Raw genomic sequence first — 14856 nt, 5'->3', positions numbered from 1 at the left:
CGCGCCAGTGAACACTGGCGCAATGGGAGCGTAGGGCAGCGGCGTACCGATGGGTAGGGGGCGGGGCCAGGAAAGTTACCCTCGGTACGCCTTAAGGTGCCCAGGTGGCCGAGAAGCGTGAATACCGCATGGAAGAGCTGGCCCGCCTCGCCGGGATCACGGTGCGCACCCTGCGCTTCTACCGCGAACGCAAGCTGATCCCGCCACCCCGCCGCGAGGGCCGCATCGCCTGGTACGACGACCACCACCTGGCCCGGCTGCGCACGATCACGGCCCTGCTGGAGCGCGGGCACACCCTCAGCGGCATCGCCGAACTGGCCGAGGCCTTCGACCACGGCCGGGACGTCGGCGACCTGCTCGGCGTCGGCGGCCCCACCGAGGAGGAGCCGGTCCATCTCACCCCGGAGGAACTCGCCGACCACTTCGCCGGCGAGGCCACACCGGAGAACCTCGCCGCCGCGATGGAACTCGGCTACCTCGGCACCGACGGCGAGGAAATCGTCCACATCAGCCGCCGCCTGCTCGACGTCTCCTCGGCCCTCGTCCACGAGGGCATCCCCCTCGCGGAGGTCCTGGCCGCGGCCAAACAGGTCCGCACCCACACCGACGCCCTGGCGGACCTCTTCACCGACCTGGTCCTGCGCCACGCCTCCGAGACCGACCTGCCCCGCCTGCGCCCCCTGGCCCGGAGCGTGGTGGAGGCGGAACTGTCGCTGGCGCTGGACCGGAGGATGCGCAGGCCCTAGCGGCCGTAGACGACGGTGACCGGCGCGTGGTCGGACCAGCGCTCGGCGTGCGTGGCGGCCCGCTCCACGAACCCCTTGACCGCCCGCTCGGCCAGCCCCGGGGTGGCCACGTGGAGGTCGATCCTCCAACCTGAATCGTTGTCGAAGGCCCGCCCCCGGTACGACCACCACGAGTACGGCCCCTCGGTGTCCGGGTGCAGGGCGCGTACGACGTCCACGTAGCCGCCGTCCTCGGGAGTGAGGACCCGGGTCAGCCACTCCCGCTCCTCCGGCAGGAACCCGGAGTTCTTCTGGTTGCCGCGCCAGTTCTTCAGGTCGGCCCGCTCGTGGGCGATGTTCCAGTCGCCGCAGACCAGTACCTCGCGGCCCTCGGCGGCGGCACGCTCCCGCAGCTCCTTCAGGTGGGCGAGGAACTCGCCCATGAAGCGTTCCTTCTCCTCCTGGCGCTCGGTGCCGACCTCGCCGGAGGGCAGGTAGAGGGAGGCGACGGTGACCCCTGGCAGGTCGATCTCCACGTACCGCCCACTGCCGTCGAACTCTTCCGAACCGAACCCGATCTGCACCCGGTCGGGCTCGCGGCGGCTGTACAGGGACACCCCGGCCCGGCCCTTGGCGGCGGCCGGCGCGTGCACCACGTGCCACCCCTCGGGCTCCCGGACGTGCCCGGGCAACTGCTCCGGCTCGGCCCGCACCTCCTGGAGGCACAGCACATCGGCTTCGGTCTCCGCGAGCCACTCCACGAAGCCCTTCTTCGCGGCGGCACGCAGCCCGTTCACATTCACAGAGGTCACAGTGAGCACCCCGGCACGATACCGGCAGACTGGACGGGGTCCAGTTCCGGATCGAATACGGTAGCGGCCATGCACATACGCCGGGTCTCCTTCGACCACCCCGACGCCGTGAAGCTGAACGACCAGGTCCAGGCCGAGTACGCCGTCCGCTACGGCGACGACGGCGACGCCACGCCCATGGCCGCCGCGGACTTCGACCCGCCGAACGGCGTCTACCTGATCGTGTACGACGAGTACGACACCCCCGTCGCCTCGGGCGGCTGGCGCGCCCAGGACGCCAACGAGGAGGGCAACCTCGACGGCGACGCCGAGCTCAAGCGCATGTATGTGATCGACGGCATGCGCGGCCGGGGCCTGGCGCGTCGCGTCCTGGCGGCCCTGGAGGAGGACGCCCGCGCCGCCGGCCGCGTCCGCATGGTCCTGGAGACCGGCACCAAGCAGCCGGAGGCCATCGCCCTGTACACGTCCAGCGGCTACGAGCCGTGCGCCAAGTTCGGTTACTACCGCTTCCACGACGCGAGCCGCTGCTTCGCGAAACTGCTCCGGCCCACGGGCTGACGGACGCTCACCGACCGACTCCGCGAAGCCTCATGGGTCCTGCGGGCGCGCGCCGCCAGACGATCGTCGGATGCGGCGCCGCCCAGGGCAGCGAGCCGAGGAGGAAGATCGCACGCTTGGACAAGGACGTGGCGCTGAACACACGTCAGAGCCCGGTCGGTTTCCCGACCGGGCTCTGAGCTGCGTGGACCTGAGGGGATTTGAACCCCTGGCCCCCTCGATGCGAACGAGGTGCGCTACCGGACTGCGCCACAGGCCCTTGCAACGAGTGAAACTTTAGCACCCCGATCGGCCTGCTTGGAAATCCGTTCCCCAGCGGCGGTCACCTGCGGCTTCGTGGCGTTACTCGTTGGCGGCCCGGGGCCGCTCCCCGTCCTCGTACTGGTCGAACAGCGGGGTGCGGCCACGCTCGCGGGCCCGTCGCGCGGAGGCCGCCCTGGGGGTCCCCCCGCGCGAGCGCGTCCGAGCGGGAGGGAGGGCGTCGCCGCGGCCGTCGCCGTCACCGTCGGCCGAGTCCTGGGCGGGGAGCTCCGGCTCGGCAGGGTGGCCGGGCGCGCCCGAGTCGTCGTCCGCCTGAGGGGTGACCGTGCTCGACCGGGCCGCGCTCCAGGTGTCGGGGGCGCCGAGGTCCACGTCGCTGGTGGCCCGCGGGGCGACCGGGGCCGTCACATACGTCGGCAGGGGCACCGGCACCGGCTCCCAGCTGTCGCCGCCCTGCCCGGGCCGCCGCTGCCGCTCGCGCTGCTGGTCGACCCACTCCGCGTGGTCGGTCTGCTCGACGAGGGCACGCCGGTCCGCCGCGAGGGCCGACAGACCGGGGTCGGTCACCGGCTCGGGCCCCTCCTCCGGTTCGTCGATCTCCTCGTCGGCCATGGGGCGCCGCCGGGGCTGGCGCTGCCGCTCCCGCAGGCGCTGGGCAGCGGCCTCGGCCATGCGGCGGTCCATCTGGTACACGAAGCGGCGGCGCTCCTGGGAGCGGAGGTAGGCGATGTAGACGCTGAGCATGACCGCGGGCACGCCGGGCGCCCACAGGAACGCGAGTCCGCCGACCGCGGCGACGATCGCGCCGAGGGTGAAGGCGAGGAACAGCATGATGGTGGTGCGCCGGCGGCGCGCGAGCACCTTCGAGCGCCGGGCTCGCGCCGCGGCCGCCTGGTCCGCCTGCGCCGAGGCGCCGCGCCGGGCGGCGGGGACCCGCTCCCGCGGGCGCCCGGAACGCGCCGCGTTCGCGGCGGGCGACGGACGGGCCGGGGACTCGGGTTCCGCCGGGCGAGCCGGCTGCTCCGGGCCGGGCGGCGGAAGGGGCACCTGGGTGTGCGGACGGGTCTTGGACACGGCGAAGGCCCGGACGTCCACCGAGTCGGTGACGGCGTCCAGGTCACCGGCGTCCTGCTCCCCCTCGTCGGCGGAGCGCGCCCGCAGGTCCTTGGCGTACCGGCGCTCCATGGCCGCCTTTCCGGACAGGAGCCGGATGGCGGTGCTGAAGCGTTCCGTCGGACGGGCCTCGTTCAGCTCGTCCTGCCTACGGAGCCACATCGGCACCAAGTAGGCGGCCCAGGCCCCGACAATGACTGCGTAGATGAGGCCGCTGCTGCTCACGCCTCACACCGTAGAGGGGTTTGCGTGAGGCCATCTGCCAATTGAGCCGGTGTGTCGCACGATCTGGCTGATATTTCGAACTTTTTTTGTGACCGATGCGATCAGCAGACCACTCATGCCGGGAATTCATTGCCCCGAGACGGTCACCGGCCGATCAATTTCGAACACTTATTCAATTTCCGGGGGGCTGCCGCATTCCCGGATTACTCTGCGATCGCGCCCGGTGCCAGCGCCTCAGCAGCCCGTCCGGGACCTCTTCCGCCGTGAGCGCGAAGACGAGATGGTCGCGCCAGGCTCCGTCGATGTGGAGATAACGCGGCCGCAGGCCCTCCTCGCGGAATCCGAGTTTTTCCACGACCCGGCGGCTGGGCCCGTTCTCCGGGCGAATGCAGACCTCGATGCGATGCAGCCCGACGGCGCGGAAACAGTGGTCCACGACGAGCGCCACCGCCGTGGGCATCACCCCGCGGCCGGCGACCGACTCGTCCACCCAGTAGCCGACGTGCCCCGAGCACATCGAGCCCCAGGTGATCCCGGCGACCGTCAACTGCCCGACCAGCCGCCCCTGGTACTCGATGACGAAGGGCAGCATCCGGCCCGCGTTCGCCTCCGACCTCAGGTGGCGGACCATCTGGCGGAAGGTCGGGCGGTGCGCCATCGGCCCGCCGGGCGTGGGCGGCGGGATCGTCGCCTCCCAGGGGCGCAGCCAGTCGCGGTTGCGCCGGTTGACCTCGCGCCACGCCCGCTGGTCGCGCAGCTTTATGGGCCGAAGGACGATGTCGCCGTCCACCAGCTCCACCGGCCAGGCTGGGCTGTTCAGCTCGCACCCCCACTGCCGGGTCTGGGGTGGTCGCCGCCCCGGAGCTGGTCGACGGCGTGCACGAGCAGCGGCTGAAGGACGGCGAGGCCGTCCTTCACACCGCCGCTGGAGCCGGGCAGGTTCACGATCAGCGTCCCGCCCGCCACTCCGGCCAGACCCCGGGAGAGCGCCGCGGTCGGCACCTTCTCGCGGCCGAACGCCCGGATGGCCTCGGCGATGCCCGGCACCTCGTGGTCGATCACGCGGCGGGTCGCCTCGGGGGTGCGGTCGGTGGGCGAGATGCCCGTGCCGCCCGTGGTGACGATGACGTCGTACCCGGCGTCCACACCCGCGCGCAGAGCGGCCTCCACGGGGTCGCCGTCGGGGACGACCTGCGGACCTTCGACCTCGAAGCCGAAGCGCTTCAGGCCGTCCGCGATCAGCGGGCCGCCCTTGTCCTCGTAGACGCCGGCGGCGGCCCGGTTGGAGGCCGTGACGACGAGAGCGCGATAGGTCATGCCCGGCTCCAGTCGCCCGACTTGCCGCCCGTCTTCTCCTCCACCCGTACGTCTGTGATGACCGCTCCCTTGTCGACCGCCTTGACCATGTCGATCACGGTGAGCGCGGCGACGGAGACCGCGGTGAGGGCCTCCATCTCGACACCCGTGCGGTCCGTCGTCTTGACGGTGGCCAGGATCTCCACGGCGTCGTCCGCGACCGACAGGTCCAGTTTCACACCGGACACCGACAACGGGTGGCAGAGCGGGATCAGGTCGGGGGTGCGTTTGGCGCCCATGATCCCGGCGATCCGCGCGGTCGCGAGGGCGTCGCCCTTGGGGACGCCCTCGCCGCGCAGCAGTTCGATCACACGGGGCGAGACGAGGACGCGTCCGCTGGCGCGGGCGGTGCGCGCGGTCACGTCCTTCTGCGACACGTCGACCATACGGGCGGCACCCGCCTCGTCGATGTGCGTCAGCCGATCCGGCGTACCGCCGTCGTGCGGGGGTGGGTCCTGCGTGCTCATGCTGTGTGGCGCTCCCGGTCCGGGCCCGTCGCGGTGCGGCGCACGGGCCTGCTGTGCGCGACACGGTACCCCCAACCAGCGGGTCTCAGCCGAGCAGGATCACCTCGACGTCGGTGCCGGGCTCGATGGAGACGGTGTCCTCGGGGACGGCGATCAGGGCGTCCGCGTGGGCGAGGGCCGCGACCAGGTGGGAACCGGCGCCGCCGACCGGGGTGACCTCGCCGTCGGCGTACCTGGCGCGCAGGAACTGACGGCGGCCCTTCGGGGAGGTCAGTGCCTTGCCGGCGGTCAGGGTGGCCCGGGTCGTCGGGCGGTGGAGGTCCGGCAGGCCCATGAGGGCGCGGATCGCGGGACGGACGAACAGTTCGAAGGACACGTACGACGACACCGGGTTGCCGGGCAGGGCCAGCAGCGGGGTGTGGTCGGGGCCGATGGAGCCGAAGCCCTGGGGCTTGCCGGGCTGCATGGCGAGCCTGCGGAAGTCGATGCCGCTGCCGGCCTCGTCCTCGTCGGCGACGTGGGAGAGGGCCTCCTTGACCACGTCGTACGCCCCGACGCTCACGCCGCCCGTGGTGACCATCAGGTCGGCGCGGACCAGTTGGTCCTCGATGGTGGAGCGCAGGGTCTCGGCGTCGTCGGCGACGGCGCCCACGCGGAAGGCGATGGCTCCGGCGTCGCGGGCGGCGGCGGTGAGGGCAAAGCTGTTGGAGTCGTAGATCTGACCGGTGCCCAGTTCCGTGTCGGGCTGGACGAGTTCGCTGCCGGTGGAGAGCACCACCACGCGCGGGCGCGGGCGTACGCGGACGGTGCCGCGGCCGATCGCGGCGAGCAGGGCGATCTGGGGCGGGCCGAGGATCGTGCCGGCCTCCAGGGCGCGGTCGCCGGCCTTCACGTCGCTGCCCTTCGCGCGCACGTGCGCGCGGGCCTCGGCCGGGCGGTACACGTGCACCTGGCCGGTGGCGCCCTCGGGGGCGAGGCTGCGGGCGCGCATGCCGTGCACCGGGCCCTCCCCGAGCCCGCCGTCGGTCCACTCCACGGGCACGACGGTCTCGGCGCCGGGCGGCAGCGGGGCGCCCGTCATGATGCGGGCGGCCTGGCCTGGCCCCACGTGAGGCGGTTCGGCCTGGCCCGCGGCGACGTCCCCGACGACCTCCAGGGCCGCCGGGAACTCCTCGCTCGCGCCCGCCACGTCCGCGACCCGGACCGCGTAGCCGTCCATCGAGCTGTTGTCGAAGGGCGGCAGGGACACCGGCACCGTGATGTCCTCGACGAGGACGCAGCCCTGGGCGTCGAGCAGATGCAGCTCGATGGGCTCCAGGGGCCGGACGGTGGCGAGGATGTCCTCCAGGTGCTCGTCCACCGACCAGAGGTGGTCGGGCGCGTGGTCCTGGCCGGTGACGTGGGGCGCGGCGCTGCTCAACGTGCTACATCTCCTCGGCTACGTAACTGCGAAGCCAGGTCCGGAAGTCCGGGCCCAGGTCTTCACGTTCGCATGCGAGTCGGACAATGGCACGCAGGTAGTCACCGCGGTCGCCGGTGTCATAGCGGCGGCCCTTGAAGACGACGCCGTGCACGGGTCCGCCGGTCTTCTCCGCGGCGGTAGCCGCTGATGTGTACGTCTCGGCGAGCTGCTGGAGGGCGTCGGTGAGCTGGATCTCGCCGCCGCGGCCCGGCTCGGTCCGGCGCAGTATGTCGAAGATGTGCGGGTCGAGGACGTACCGGCCGATGACGGCGTAGTTGGAGGGCGCGTCGGCCGGGTCCGGCTTCTCGACCAGGCCGCTGACCTGGACGACGTCGCTGTCCTCGGTGGTCTCCACCGCGGCGCAGCCGTAGAGGTGGATCTGCTCGGGCTCGACCTCCATGAGCGCGATGACGCTGCCGCCGCGCTGCTCCTGGACCTCGACCATGCGCTGGAGCAGCGGGTCGCGCGGGTCGATGAGGTCGTCGCCGAGGAGGACCGCGAAGGGCTCGTCGCCGACGTGCGGGGCGGCGCACAGGACGGCGTGGCCGAGGCCCTTGGGGTCGCCCTGACGGACGTAGTGCATGGTCGCGAGGTCGCTGGACTCCTGCACCTTGGCGAGACGGCCGGCGTCGCCCTTCTTCTGGAGCGCCGACTCGAGCTCGTAGTTGCGGTCGAAGTGGTCCTCGAGGGGGCGCTTGTTACGGCCCGTCACCATGAGGACGTCGTCGAGACCCGCGGCGACCGCCTCCTCGACCACGTACTGGATCGCGGGCTTGTCCACGACCGGCAGCATCTCCTTGGGAGTGGCTTTGGTGGCCGGAAGGAACCGGGTGCCGAGGCCTGCTGCGGGAATGACAGCCTTGCTGATCCGAGGGTGCTGAGTCATGTGCGCCACCCTATCCGGTGCCTTTGCATGGAATCTGCGGCTCCGGTTCATAGGCGCTCATATGAGCGTATTGCCATAGTACGGGAGCAACCATTGAGGCCTATCGCACGTCCGGGCGAGCCTGACAAGCGGAGTTTGCGGCGCGAGATCCTCGCGGTGAGGAACGGGTTGACGGCGGATGACCTGCGGGAAACGTCGGCCGCGCTGGCCGCCCGGGCGCTGGAGCTGCCCGAGTTGGCGCGGGCCGGGACCGTGGCGGCGTACGTCTCAGTGGGGAGTGAACCGGGGACGCTCGCGCTCCTGGACGCGCTCCGCGCCGGGGGCGTGCGCGTGCTGCTGCCGGCCCTGCTGCCCGACAACGACCTGGACTGGGGCGAGTACCGGGGTGAGGGCTCGCTCGCGCGGGTCCGGCACGGTGGCCGGATGACGCTGTGGGAGCCCGCGGGCGAGCGTCTCGGGCCGGACGCGGTGACCACCGCCGACGCGGTGCTCCTGCCGGGGCTCGCGGTCGACGCGCGCGGGATGCGGCTCGGCCGGGGCGGCGGCTCCTACGACCGGGTCCTGGCCCGGCTGGAGCGGGCGGGCGCCCACCCGGCCCTGGTGGTGCTGCTGTACGACGCCGAGGTCGTCGCGCACGTCCCGGAGGAGCCGCACGACCGGCCGGTGCACGCGGTGGTGACACCGTCGGGGGTGCGGCGGTTCCGCCAGGAGCCCTGACGCGGAACGGCCCTCCACGCGCGCGTGGAGGGCCGTTGTGGTTGCCGGGGTCAGCGGCTCAGGGTTTGAGCACCAGCTTGTCGGTCGTGCTCTTCTCGACCGCCTGGTCCGAGAAGGACCAGGGCAGCAGTTCACCGTCGGCCCACTTGTCGGTCTGGTCGACGTAATGGGCGCTGTAGGCGTGCCCGGAGGCGCCGGTGAGGTTGATCCACTTCGACTTGTCGAGGTCGCCGAGGTTCACCACCATCCGCATGGACGGCACCCACACCACCCCGTAGCCGCCGGCCGCGTTCCAGCCGGTCGCGTTGACCGTGGCCTCGCCGCCACCGAGCTCCCAGGGGCCGCGGTTGAGGGCGTACTGGACGAACCCGGGACCCGCGGTGCCGAGGGTCTGGTTCTTCAGGAACAGGCGGTGCAGCCGGCCCCAGCTCCAGGAGTCGATGTCCTTGCCGAGCTTGGCGGTCAGCTCCCAGCGGGCGTCGATCATGGCCCGCTTGAACAGCTCGTCGCGGTTGTGCGCGGCGGGACGGGTGCCCACCTTGGGCGTCTGCCACCAGTCGCTGTCCGGCTGGTTCATGAGCCCCCGGACCACCTCGAACCACCGGTCGCCGCCGTCGGGCTGCGCCCGGTCGGGGTCGCGCCGGCCGCACTCGCGGACCTTCTCGGCCTCGTCGGCGGGGCCGGTGGTGTTGACCGGCTCGACCCACAGGCACTGGCCCTTGGGGCGCAGTTCCTTGGGCAGCTTGTTGCCGAAGGCGAGCTTGAGCACGTTGCGCCAGACCGCGTTGAAGTAGGCCGCCGCCGCGGAGTCGGCGTCCTGGGTGTAGTCCCAGCCCTCCAGCAGCTTCTGCGCCTCGCGGACGTCCTTGTTCCCCGGGTCGATCTTCAGCAGCGTGGGCACCAGCAGCCGGGCGATCTCGCTGCTGTTGTCCAGCTGCATCTGGCGCATGTCGTCCGTGGAGATCTTGCCGCCGTCCTTGATCTTCGACTGGATCAGGTCGGTGATCCGCTGGCTGCGCGCGCCGTAACCCCAGTCCGCGGTGAGCGTGTACGGGTACTTGTCCGGGTCGATCACGGCCTGGTTGGCGGTGACGATGTAGCCGCGCTCCGGGTCGTACTCGTAGGGCAGCGCGTCCTGCGGGATGTAGCCGGTCCAGCGGTACTCGGGGTCCCAGCCGGGCGCCGGGACGGAGCCGTCGTCCTTCTTCGTCCGCATGGGGATCTTGCCCGGCAGCGTGTAACCGATGTGGTTCTCGTTGTCGGCGTAGATCAGGTTCTGCGAGGGCACCTCGAACTGCGCGGCCGCCTTGCGGAAGTCGGTCCAGTTCTTCGCCCTGTCCATGGCGAAGACGGCGTCCATGGTGGTGCCGGGCTGCAGGGCGGTCCAGCGCAGCGCGACGCCGTAGCCGTCGCCCCGGTCGGGTGCGGCGGTGTCGACGGTGGCCTTCTTGCCGACCTTCACGAGCTCTTCGTCGCGGTCGGACAGCAGGGGCATCCCGTCCTCGGTCTGCCGCACGACGATCTTCCGGGGTTCACCCCCGGCGACCTTGATGGTCTCCTCGCGCGTCTTGAAGGGCTTGACCTTGCCGTCGTACAGGTAGCCGTCGCCGGTGATCTTCTCGAGGTAGAGGTCCGTGACGTCGACGCCGGAGTTGGTCATGCCCCAGGCGATGTCCTGGTTGTGACCGATTATCACGCCGGGCATGCCGGCGAAGGTGTAACCGCTGACGTCGTACTGGCAGGTGCTGGAGACGCTGCGGCAGTGCAGGCCCATCTGGTACCAGACGGACGGCAGGGAGGGCGACAGGTGGGGGTCGTTGGCCAGCAGCGGCTTGCCGGTGATGGTGTACCTCCCGCCGACGACCCAGGAGTTGGAGCCGATGCCGTCGCCGTTCACGCCGACGGCCGACGGGAGGTCGTCCAGGACGTCGGTCAGGCCGCCGAGCTGGCTGTCCAGGCCCCCGGTGCCCGAAGCGCCGGAGGCGGTGCCGGACGTGCCGGAGGCGGTGCCGGGGGTGCCGGAGCCGCCGGACGCCGTGCCCGCGGTGCCCGCGGTGCCCGCGGTGCCGGTGGAGGTGCCGCCGGTCCCGCTCGTTCCGGAGGTGCCGGACGCGCCGCTCGTGCCGCCCTGTTCGAACGCCTTCGTCAGCTCGCTGTACTGACCCTCCTGCACGATCGCCTTGTTCCGGCCGTACGGGTACCGCGGGTACAGCTCGGCGATCTGCTTGGGGCCGAGGCGGCTGGTCAGCAGGGCGCGGTCGATCTCGTCCTGCATGTTGCCGCGCAGGTCCCAGGCCATCGCCTTCAACCAGGAGATCGAGTCGACCGGGGTCCACGCCTGCGGCTTGTAGTCGTTGGTGAAGCCCAGCGCCGCGTACTCCAGGGAGAGGTCCTCGCCGTCCTTGCCCTGGAGGTAGGAGTTGACGCCCTGGGCGTACGCCTGGAGGTACTTCTTCGTGGAGGCCGACAGCTTGGTGTCGTACTCCTGCTTGGCGACCCGGTCCCAGCCGAGGGTGCGCAGGAACTCGTCGTTGTCGACCTGGCTCTTGCCGAACATCTCCGACAGCCGGCCGGAGGCCATGTGGCGGCGCACGTCCATCTCGTAGAACCGGTCCTGCGCCTGGACGTAGCCCTGCGCCATGAACAGGTCCGCGTCGGAGGAGGCGTAGATCTGCGGGATGCCGTAGTCGTCGCGCTTGACCTCGACGGGGCCCGACAGGCCCTTCAGCGTGAGCGTTCCCTTGGTCTGCGGGAAGGAGGCCCGGACGGTACTGATGGACCAGTACGACCCGTAGGCCACGCCTCCGATGAGGGCCAGCACCAGGACGAGCACGAAAAGGCGGGCTTTGCGCCCCTTTCTCCTGCCGGACTTGCCGGGCTGCTGACCCGTGGAGGCGGTGGTGTTGGGGGGCATCGCTGTCCTTGCTGTCCTAACGCGAGCGGCAGGTTCGGCTGTGCTTTTAACTGAGCGCTGGAGCAACGATAGGCGCAGGGCCTTGCGGCCCTTGACGCGGAGTCGGGAACCAGCGCGGACTGACGTTCGATCTTGCCCTCGGAAGTGTCAAGAAATCGTCAAGAGTTAGGTAAGGTAACGAAGTAGTTGGCGCGCTGCGCCACAGCTTCATGTGCGATGTACGTGAGCCCACGCGCAAGCGCGTGCGGGCCAGGGAAGGATTCGGCCGCTGACTGTTCACCACCTCAACCAGCTCCTGCTCGTCTGCTCGCTCGTCCTGCTCATCGCCGTCGCGGCGGTACGGATCTCCTCGCGCAGCGGGCTCCCCAGCCTGCTCGTGTACCTGGGGATCGGCGTCGCCATGGGCCAGGACGGCGTGGGCGACATCCACTTCGACAACGCCGAACTGACCCAGGTCATCGGATACGCGGCCCTGGTCGTGATCCTGGCCGAGGGCGGTCTGGGCACGAAGTGGAAGGAGATCAAGCCCGCGCTGCCGGCCGCCACCGCGCTGGCGCTGGCCGGTGTCGCGGTGAGCGTCGGGGTCACGGCGTCGGCCGCGCACTATCTGATCGGCCTGGAGTGGCGGCAGGCGCTGATCATCGGGGCGGTCGTCTCCTCGACCGACGCGGCGGCGGTCTTCTCGGTGCTGCGCAAGATCCCGCTGCCCGCGCGCGTGACGGGCACGCTGGAGGCGGAGTCCGGCTTCAACGACGCCCCGGTGGTCATCCTCGTGGTGTCCCTGTCCACGGCGGGCCCGGTCGAGCACTGGTACGTCCTGCTGGGCGTGATCGTGCTGGAGCTCGCGATCGGTGCGGGCATCGGCCTCGCGGTGGGCTGGCTCGGCTCCTGGGGCCTCAGGCACGTGGCGCTGCCCGCGTCCGGCCTCTACCCGATCGCCGTCATGGCGATCGCCGTGGTGGCGTACGCGGCGGGCGCCCTGGCCCACGGCAGCGGCTTCCTCGCGGTGTACCTCGCCGCGATGGTGATGGGCAACGCGCGGCTGCCCCACTGGCCGGCCACGCGCGGATTCGCCGACGGCCTCGGCTGGATGGCCCAGATCGGCATGTTCGTCCTGCTCGGCCTGCTGGTCACCCCGCACGAGCTGGGTGACGACATCGTGCCCGCGCTGGTCATCGGGCTGGTGCTGACCATGGTGGCGCGACCCCTGAGCGTGGTGCTCTGCCTGTCGCCGTTCCGGGTGCCCTGGCAGGAGCAGACGCTGATGTCCTGGGCGGGACTGCGCGGCGCCGTGCCCATCATCCTGGCGACCATCCCCATGGTGGAGGGGGTCGACGCCAGCCGCCGGATCTTCAACATCGTCTTCGTGCTGGTCGTGGTCTACACCCTGGTCCAAGGCCCGACGCTGCCATGGCTCGGCCGCAAGCTGCGCCTGGGGGACGGCTCGGAGGCCGCGGACCTCGGCATCGAGTCGGCCCCGCTGGAGCGGCTGCGGGGGCACCTGCTGTCCGTGGCGATCCCCGACGAGTCGAAGATGCACGGCGTGGAGGTGGCCGAACTGCGGCTGCCGCACGGCGCCGCCGTGACGCTCATCGTGCGCGGGGGCGAATCCTTCGTTCCGCTGCCGACGACGATATTGCAGCGGCAGGACGAGCTCCTCGTCGTCGCCACGGACCCGGTCCGGGACGCGACCGAGAGCCGGCTGCGGGCCGTGGGGCACGGCGGCAAGCTGGCCGGCTGGCTGGGGACGGACGGGACGAACACCTGAGGGGCGTTTTGCCCCCTTTGTGATTCACAGGGCGGGCGGCCCCATGGTGCTCACTTTCACAGGCACACCCTCCTTGATCCCTGTACGATGAAGGCGTAACCCAGATCGAACCAACTCTGCCTGACGCAGAGCTGGCGCGACCGTATGGCGGTCGGGACACCCCTCCTCACCGGGCCCCGGCATCTACCGCAGTTCCGCGCAAGAGGACAGCTCTCGGCGCCGCCCACCCAGGGGCGCGCTACCAGGCGGCAGAAAGGCACGGGCCGTGGAGTCCACGGTCACCTCGAAGACGCCGGAGAACCCGACGGCTTCCGCCCGCCCGGGATACGGCCGGCTGCTGCGCACCCGCGGCGCCTGGACGTTCCTGCTCCCCGGTTTCGCGGCACGCCAGCCGTTCGCGATGCTGACCATCTCCATCGTGCTGCTGGTGCAGCACACCACCGGCTCGTACGGAGCGGCGGGCGCCGCCGCGGCCGCCACCGGTGTCTCCATGGCCCTGTTCGCGCCCTACAGCGGCCGCCTCGCCGACCGCTACGGGCAACGGGCCGTACTGGTCCCCGGCGTGCTGCTGCACGCGGCGTCCGGACTGACCCTCACGGCGCTCGCGCTGCTGGACGCGCCCCTGTGGGCGGTGTTCGTGGCCGCCGTTCCGACCGGCGCCTCGGTGCCGCAGGTCGGCCCGATGGTGCGGGCCCGCTGGGGCGTGAAGCTCAAGGACTCGCCGCTGATGACGACCGCGGCGGCCTTCGAATCCGTCACGGACGAACTGACCTTCGTGGTCGGACCGCTGCTGGCCACCGCTCTGTGCACGGCCGTCGACCCGGCCGCCGGCCTGGTCACGGAGGCCTCGCTCACCCTGATCGGCGGTCTGCTGTTCGCCGCGCAGAAGAGCACCCAGCCGTCGGTCTCCGGCGGCGGCCACGCGCGCGTGGAGCACGCTTCCGCCCTGCGCGTCCCCGGGGTGCGCGTGCTGATCGTGACCTTCCTGGGCATCGGCACCGTCTTCGGCGGCATGCAGGTCTCCCTGGCCGCGTTCACCGAGTCGATCGGCGAGCCGGGCCTGAACGGCGTCCTCTACGGTGTCTTCGCCGCGGGCAACATGCTCTCCGGCGTGGTCTGCGGCGCGATCGCCTGGAAGGTGGCACCGCAGCGCCGCCTGGTCGTCGGCTACGCGGCGCTCGCCCTCACCGCGTCGGGCCTGTGGGCCGCCCACTCGGTACCGGTCCTCGCGGGCCTCGGCCTGCTGGTGGGCATGTGCATCGCACCCGCCCTGATCACCGGCTACACCCTGGTCGAGAGCCTGGTCCCGGCCGGTGCCCGCACGGAGGCCTTCACCTGGCTGACCGGCGCGGTCGCGCTCGGCCAGGCCGCGGCCGTCACGGTCGCCGGACAGCTGGAGGACCGCCTCTGGTCGGGCGCCGGTTTCCTGGTCCCGATGGGCGGCACGGTCCTGGCCCTGGTGACCCTCCTGGCCCTGCGTTCCCGCCTGGCGGCACGGGCCAACGGCCGCACGGTCGCACGTGGCGTGGGTCACCGCGTGCCGGTGGCAGTGGACTGAGCGGCCGGAATACGTCACTATGGATCGTCGTTAG

13 protein-coding genes and 1 tRNA gene are annotated in these 14856 nt (G+C 71.4%); 5 read left to right on the top strand and 9 right to left on the bottom strand.

The genetic code is table 11. From position 1 onward, the window contains the following. Positions 1–104 precede the first annotated feature (104 nt). Positions 105–746, top strand: coding sequence for a MerR family transcriptional regulator (locus AB0I06_RS15680; protein WP_363119331.1), 642 nt, complete (start codon positions 105–107; stop codon positions 744–746). Here the strand turns inward: AB0I06_RS15680 and AB0I06_RS15675 are convergent. Then, complete coding sequence (locus AB0I06_RS15675) at positions 743–1546, bottom strand: exodeoxyribonuclease III (protein ID WP_363119330.1); 804 nt, start codon at positions 1544–1546, stop codon at positions 743–745. The genes AB0I06_RS15680 and AB0I06_RS15675 overlap by 4 nt on opposite strands. Before the next feature lie 60 nt (positions 1547–1606). Between AB0I06_RS15675 and AB0I06_RS15670 the strand changes: the two genes are divergently transcribed. Then, a complete protein-coding gene (locus tag AB0I06_RS15670) occupies positions 1607–2095 on the top strand; it encodes a GNAT family N-acetyltransferase (protein ID WP_363119329.1) in 489 nt (162 codons plus the stop codon). Between the two features lie 185 nt (positions 2096–2280). Here the strand turns inward: AB0I06_RS15670 and AB0I06_RS15665 are convergent. From AB0I06_RS15665 to galU, 7 genes are all read right to left on the bottom strand, one after another. Further along, a tRNA-Ala gene (locus AB0I06_RS15665) sits at positions 2281–2354 on the bottom strand. Positions 2355–2437: 83 nt separating this feature from the next. Then, a complete protein-coding gene (gene glpR, locus AB0I06_RS15660; RefSeq protein WP_363119328.1) occupies positions 2438–3694 on the bottom strand; it encodes a gephyrin-like molybdotransferase receptor GlpR in 1257 nt (418 codons plus the stop codon). Positions 3695–3866: 172 nt separating this feature from the next. Then, positions 3867–4487 (bottom strand): GNAT family protein, encoded by a 621-nt coding sequence (locus tag AB0I06_RS15655; RefSeq protein WP_363119475.1) that lies wholly within the window; start codon positions 4485–4487, stop codon positions 3867–3869. A 23-nt stretch (positions 4488–4510) separates the two neighbouring features. Next, positions 4511–5011, bottom strand: coding sequence for a MogA/MoaB family molybdenum cofactor biosynthesis protein (locus AB0I06_RS15650; RefSeq protein WP_363119327.1), 501 nt, complete (start codon positions 5009–5011; stop codon positions 4511–4513). Then, positions 5008–5517 (bottom strand): cyclic pyranopterin monophosphate synthase MoaC, encoded by a 510-nt coding sequence (moaC, locus tag AB0I06_RS15645; RefSeq protein WP_363119326.1) that lies wholly within the window; start codon positions 5515–5517, stop codon positions 5008–5010. The genes AB0I06_RS15650 and moaC overlap by 4 nt, the downstream gene beginning before the upstream one ends. Positions 5518–5602: 85 nt before the next feature. Continuing rightward, positions 5603–6937: a gephyrin-like molybdotransferase Glp gene (gene glp / locus AB0I06_RS15640; protein ID WP_363119325.1), complete on the bottom strand. Its 1335-nt coding sequence runs from the start codon at positions 6935–6937 to the stop codon at positions 5603–5605. A 4-nt stretch (positions 6938–6941) separates the two neighbouring features. Next, positions 6942–7865, bottom strand: a complete 924-nt coding sequence (gene galU, locus AB0I06_RS15635) for a UTP--glucose-1-phosphate uridylyltransferase GalU (protein ID WP_363119324.1) — start codon at positions 7863–7865, stop codon at positions 6942–6944. 93 nt (positions 7866–7958) lie between these two features. On the opposite strand from galU, the gene AB0I06_RS15630 reads away from it, so the two are divergent. Then, positions 7959–8582, top strand: a complete 624-nt coding sequence (locus AB0I06_RS15630; protein WP_363119323.1) for a 5-formyltetrahydrofolate cyclo-ligase — start codon at positions 7959–7961, stop codon at positions 8580–8582. Between the two features lie 58 nt (positions 8583–8640). Here AB0I06_RS15630 and AB0I06_RS15625 read toward each other — a convergent pair whose 3' ends face one another. Beyond that, on the bottom strand, positions 8641–11496 hold the full coding sequence (locus AB0I06_RS15625; protein ID WP_363119322.1) for a penicillin acylase family protein: 2856 nt from the start codon (positions 11494–11496) through the stop codon (positions 8641–8643). A gap of 259 nt (positions 11497–11755) precedes the next feature. Here AB0I06_RS15625 and AB0I06_RS15620 point away from each other — a divergent pair, with 259 nt between their 5' ends. Together AB0I06_RS15620 and AB0I06_RS15615 are read left to right on the top strand one after the other, a co-directional pair. Beyond that, a complete protein-coding gene (locus AB0I06_RS15620) occupies positions 11756–13264 on the top strand; it encodes a potassium/proton antiporter (protein WP_363119474.1) in 1509 nt (502 codons plus the stop codon). Between the two features lie 265 nt (positions 13265–13529). Next, positions 13530–14822, top strand: coding sequence for an MFS transporter (locus AB0I06_RS15615; RefSeq protein WP_363119321.1), 1293 nt, complete (start codon positions 13530–13532; stop codon positions 14820–14822). Positions 14823–14856 lie beyond the last annotated feature (34 nt).

This window comes from Streptomyces sp. NPDC050674 (assembly GCF_040654575.1).
Lineage (GTDB): Bacteria > Actinomycetota > Actinomycetes > Streptomycetales > Streptomycetaceae > Streptomyces.
The sequence above is the reverse complement of the archived record's forward strand: the minus strand, read 5'-3'. Positions and strand labels throughout refer to the sequence as shown.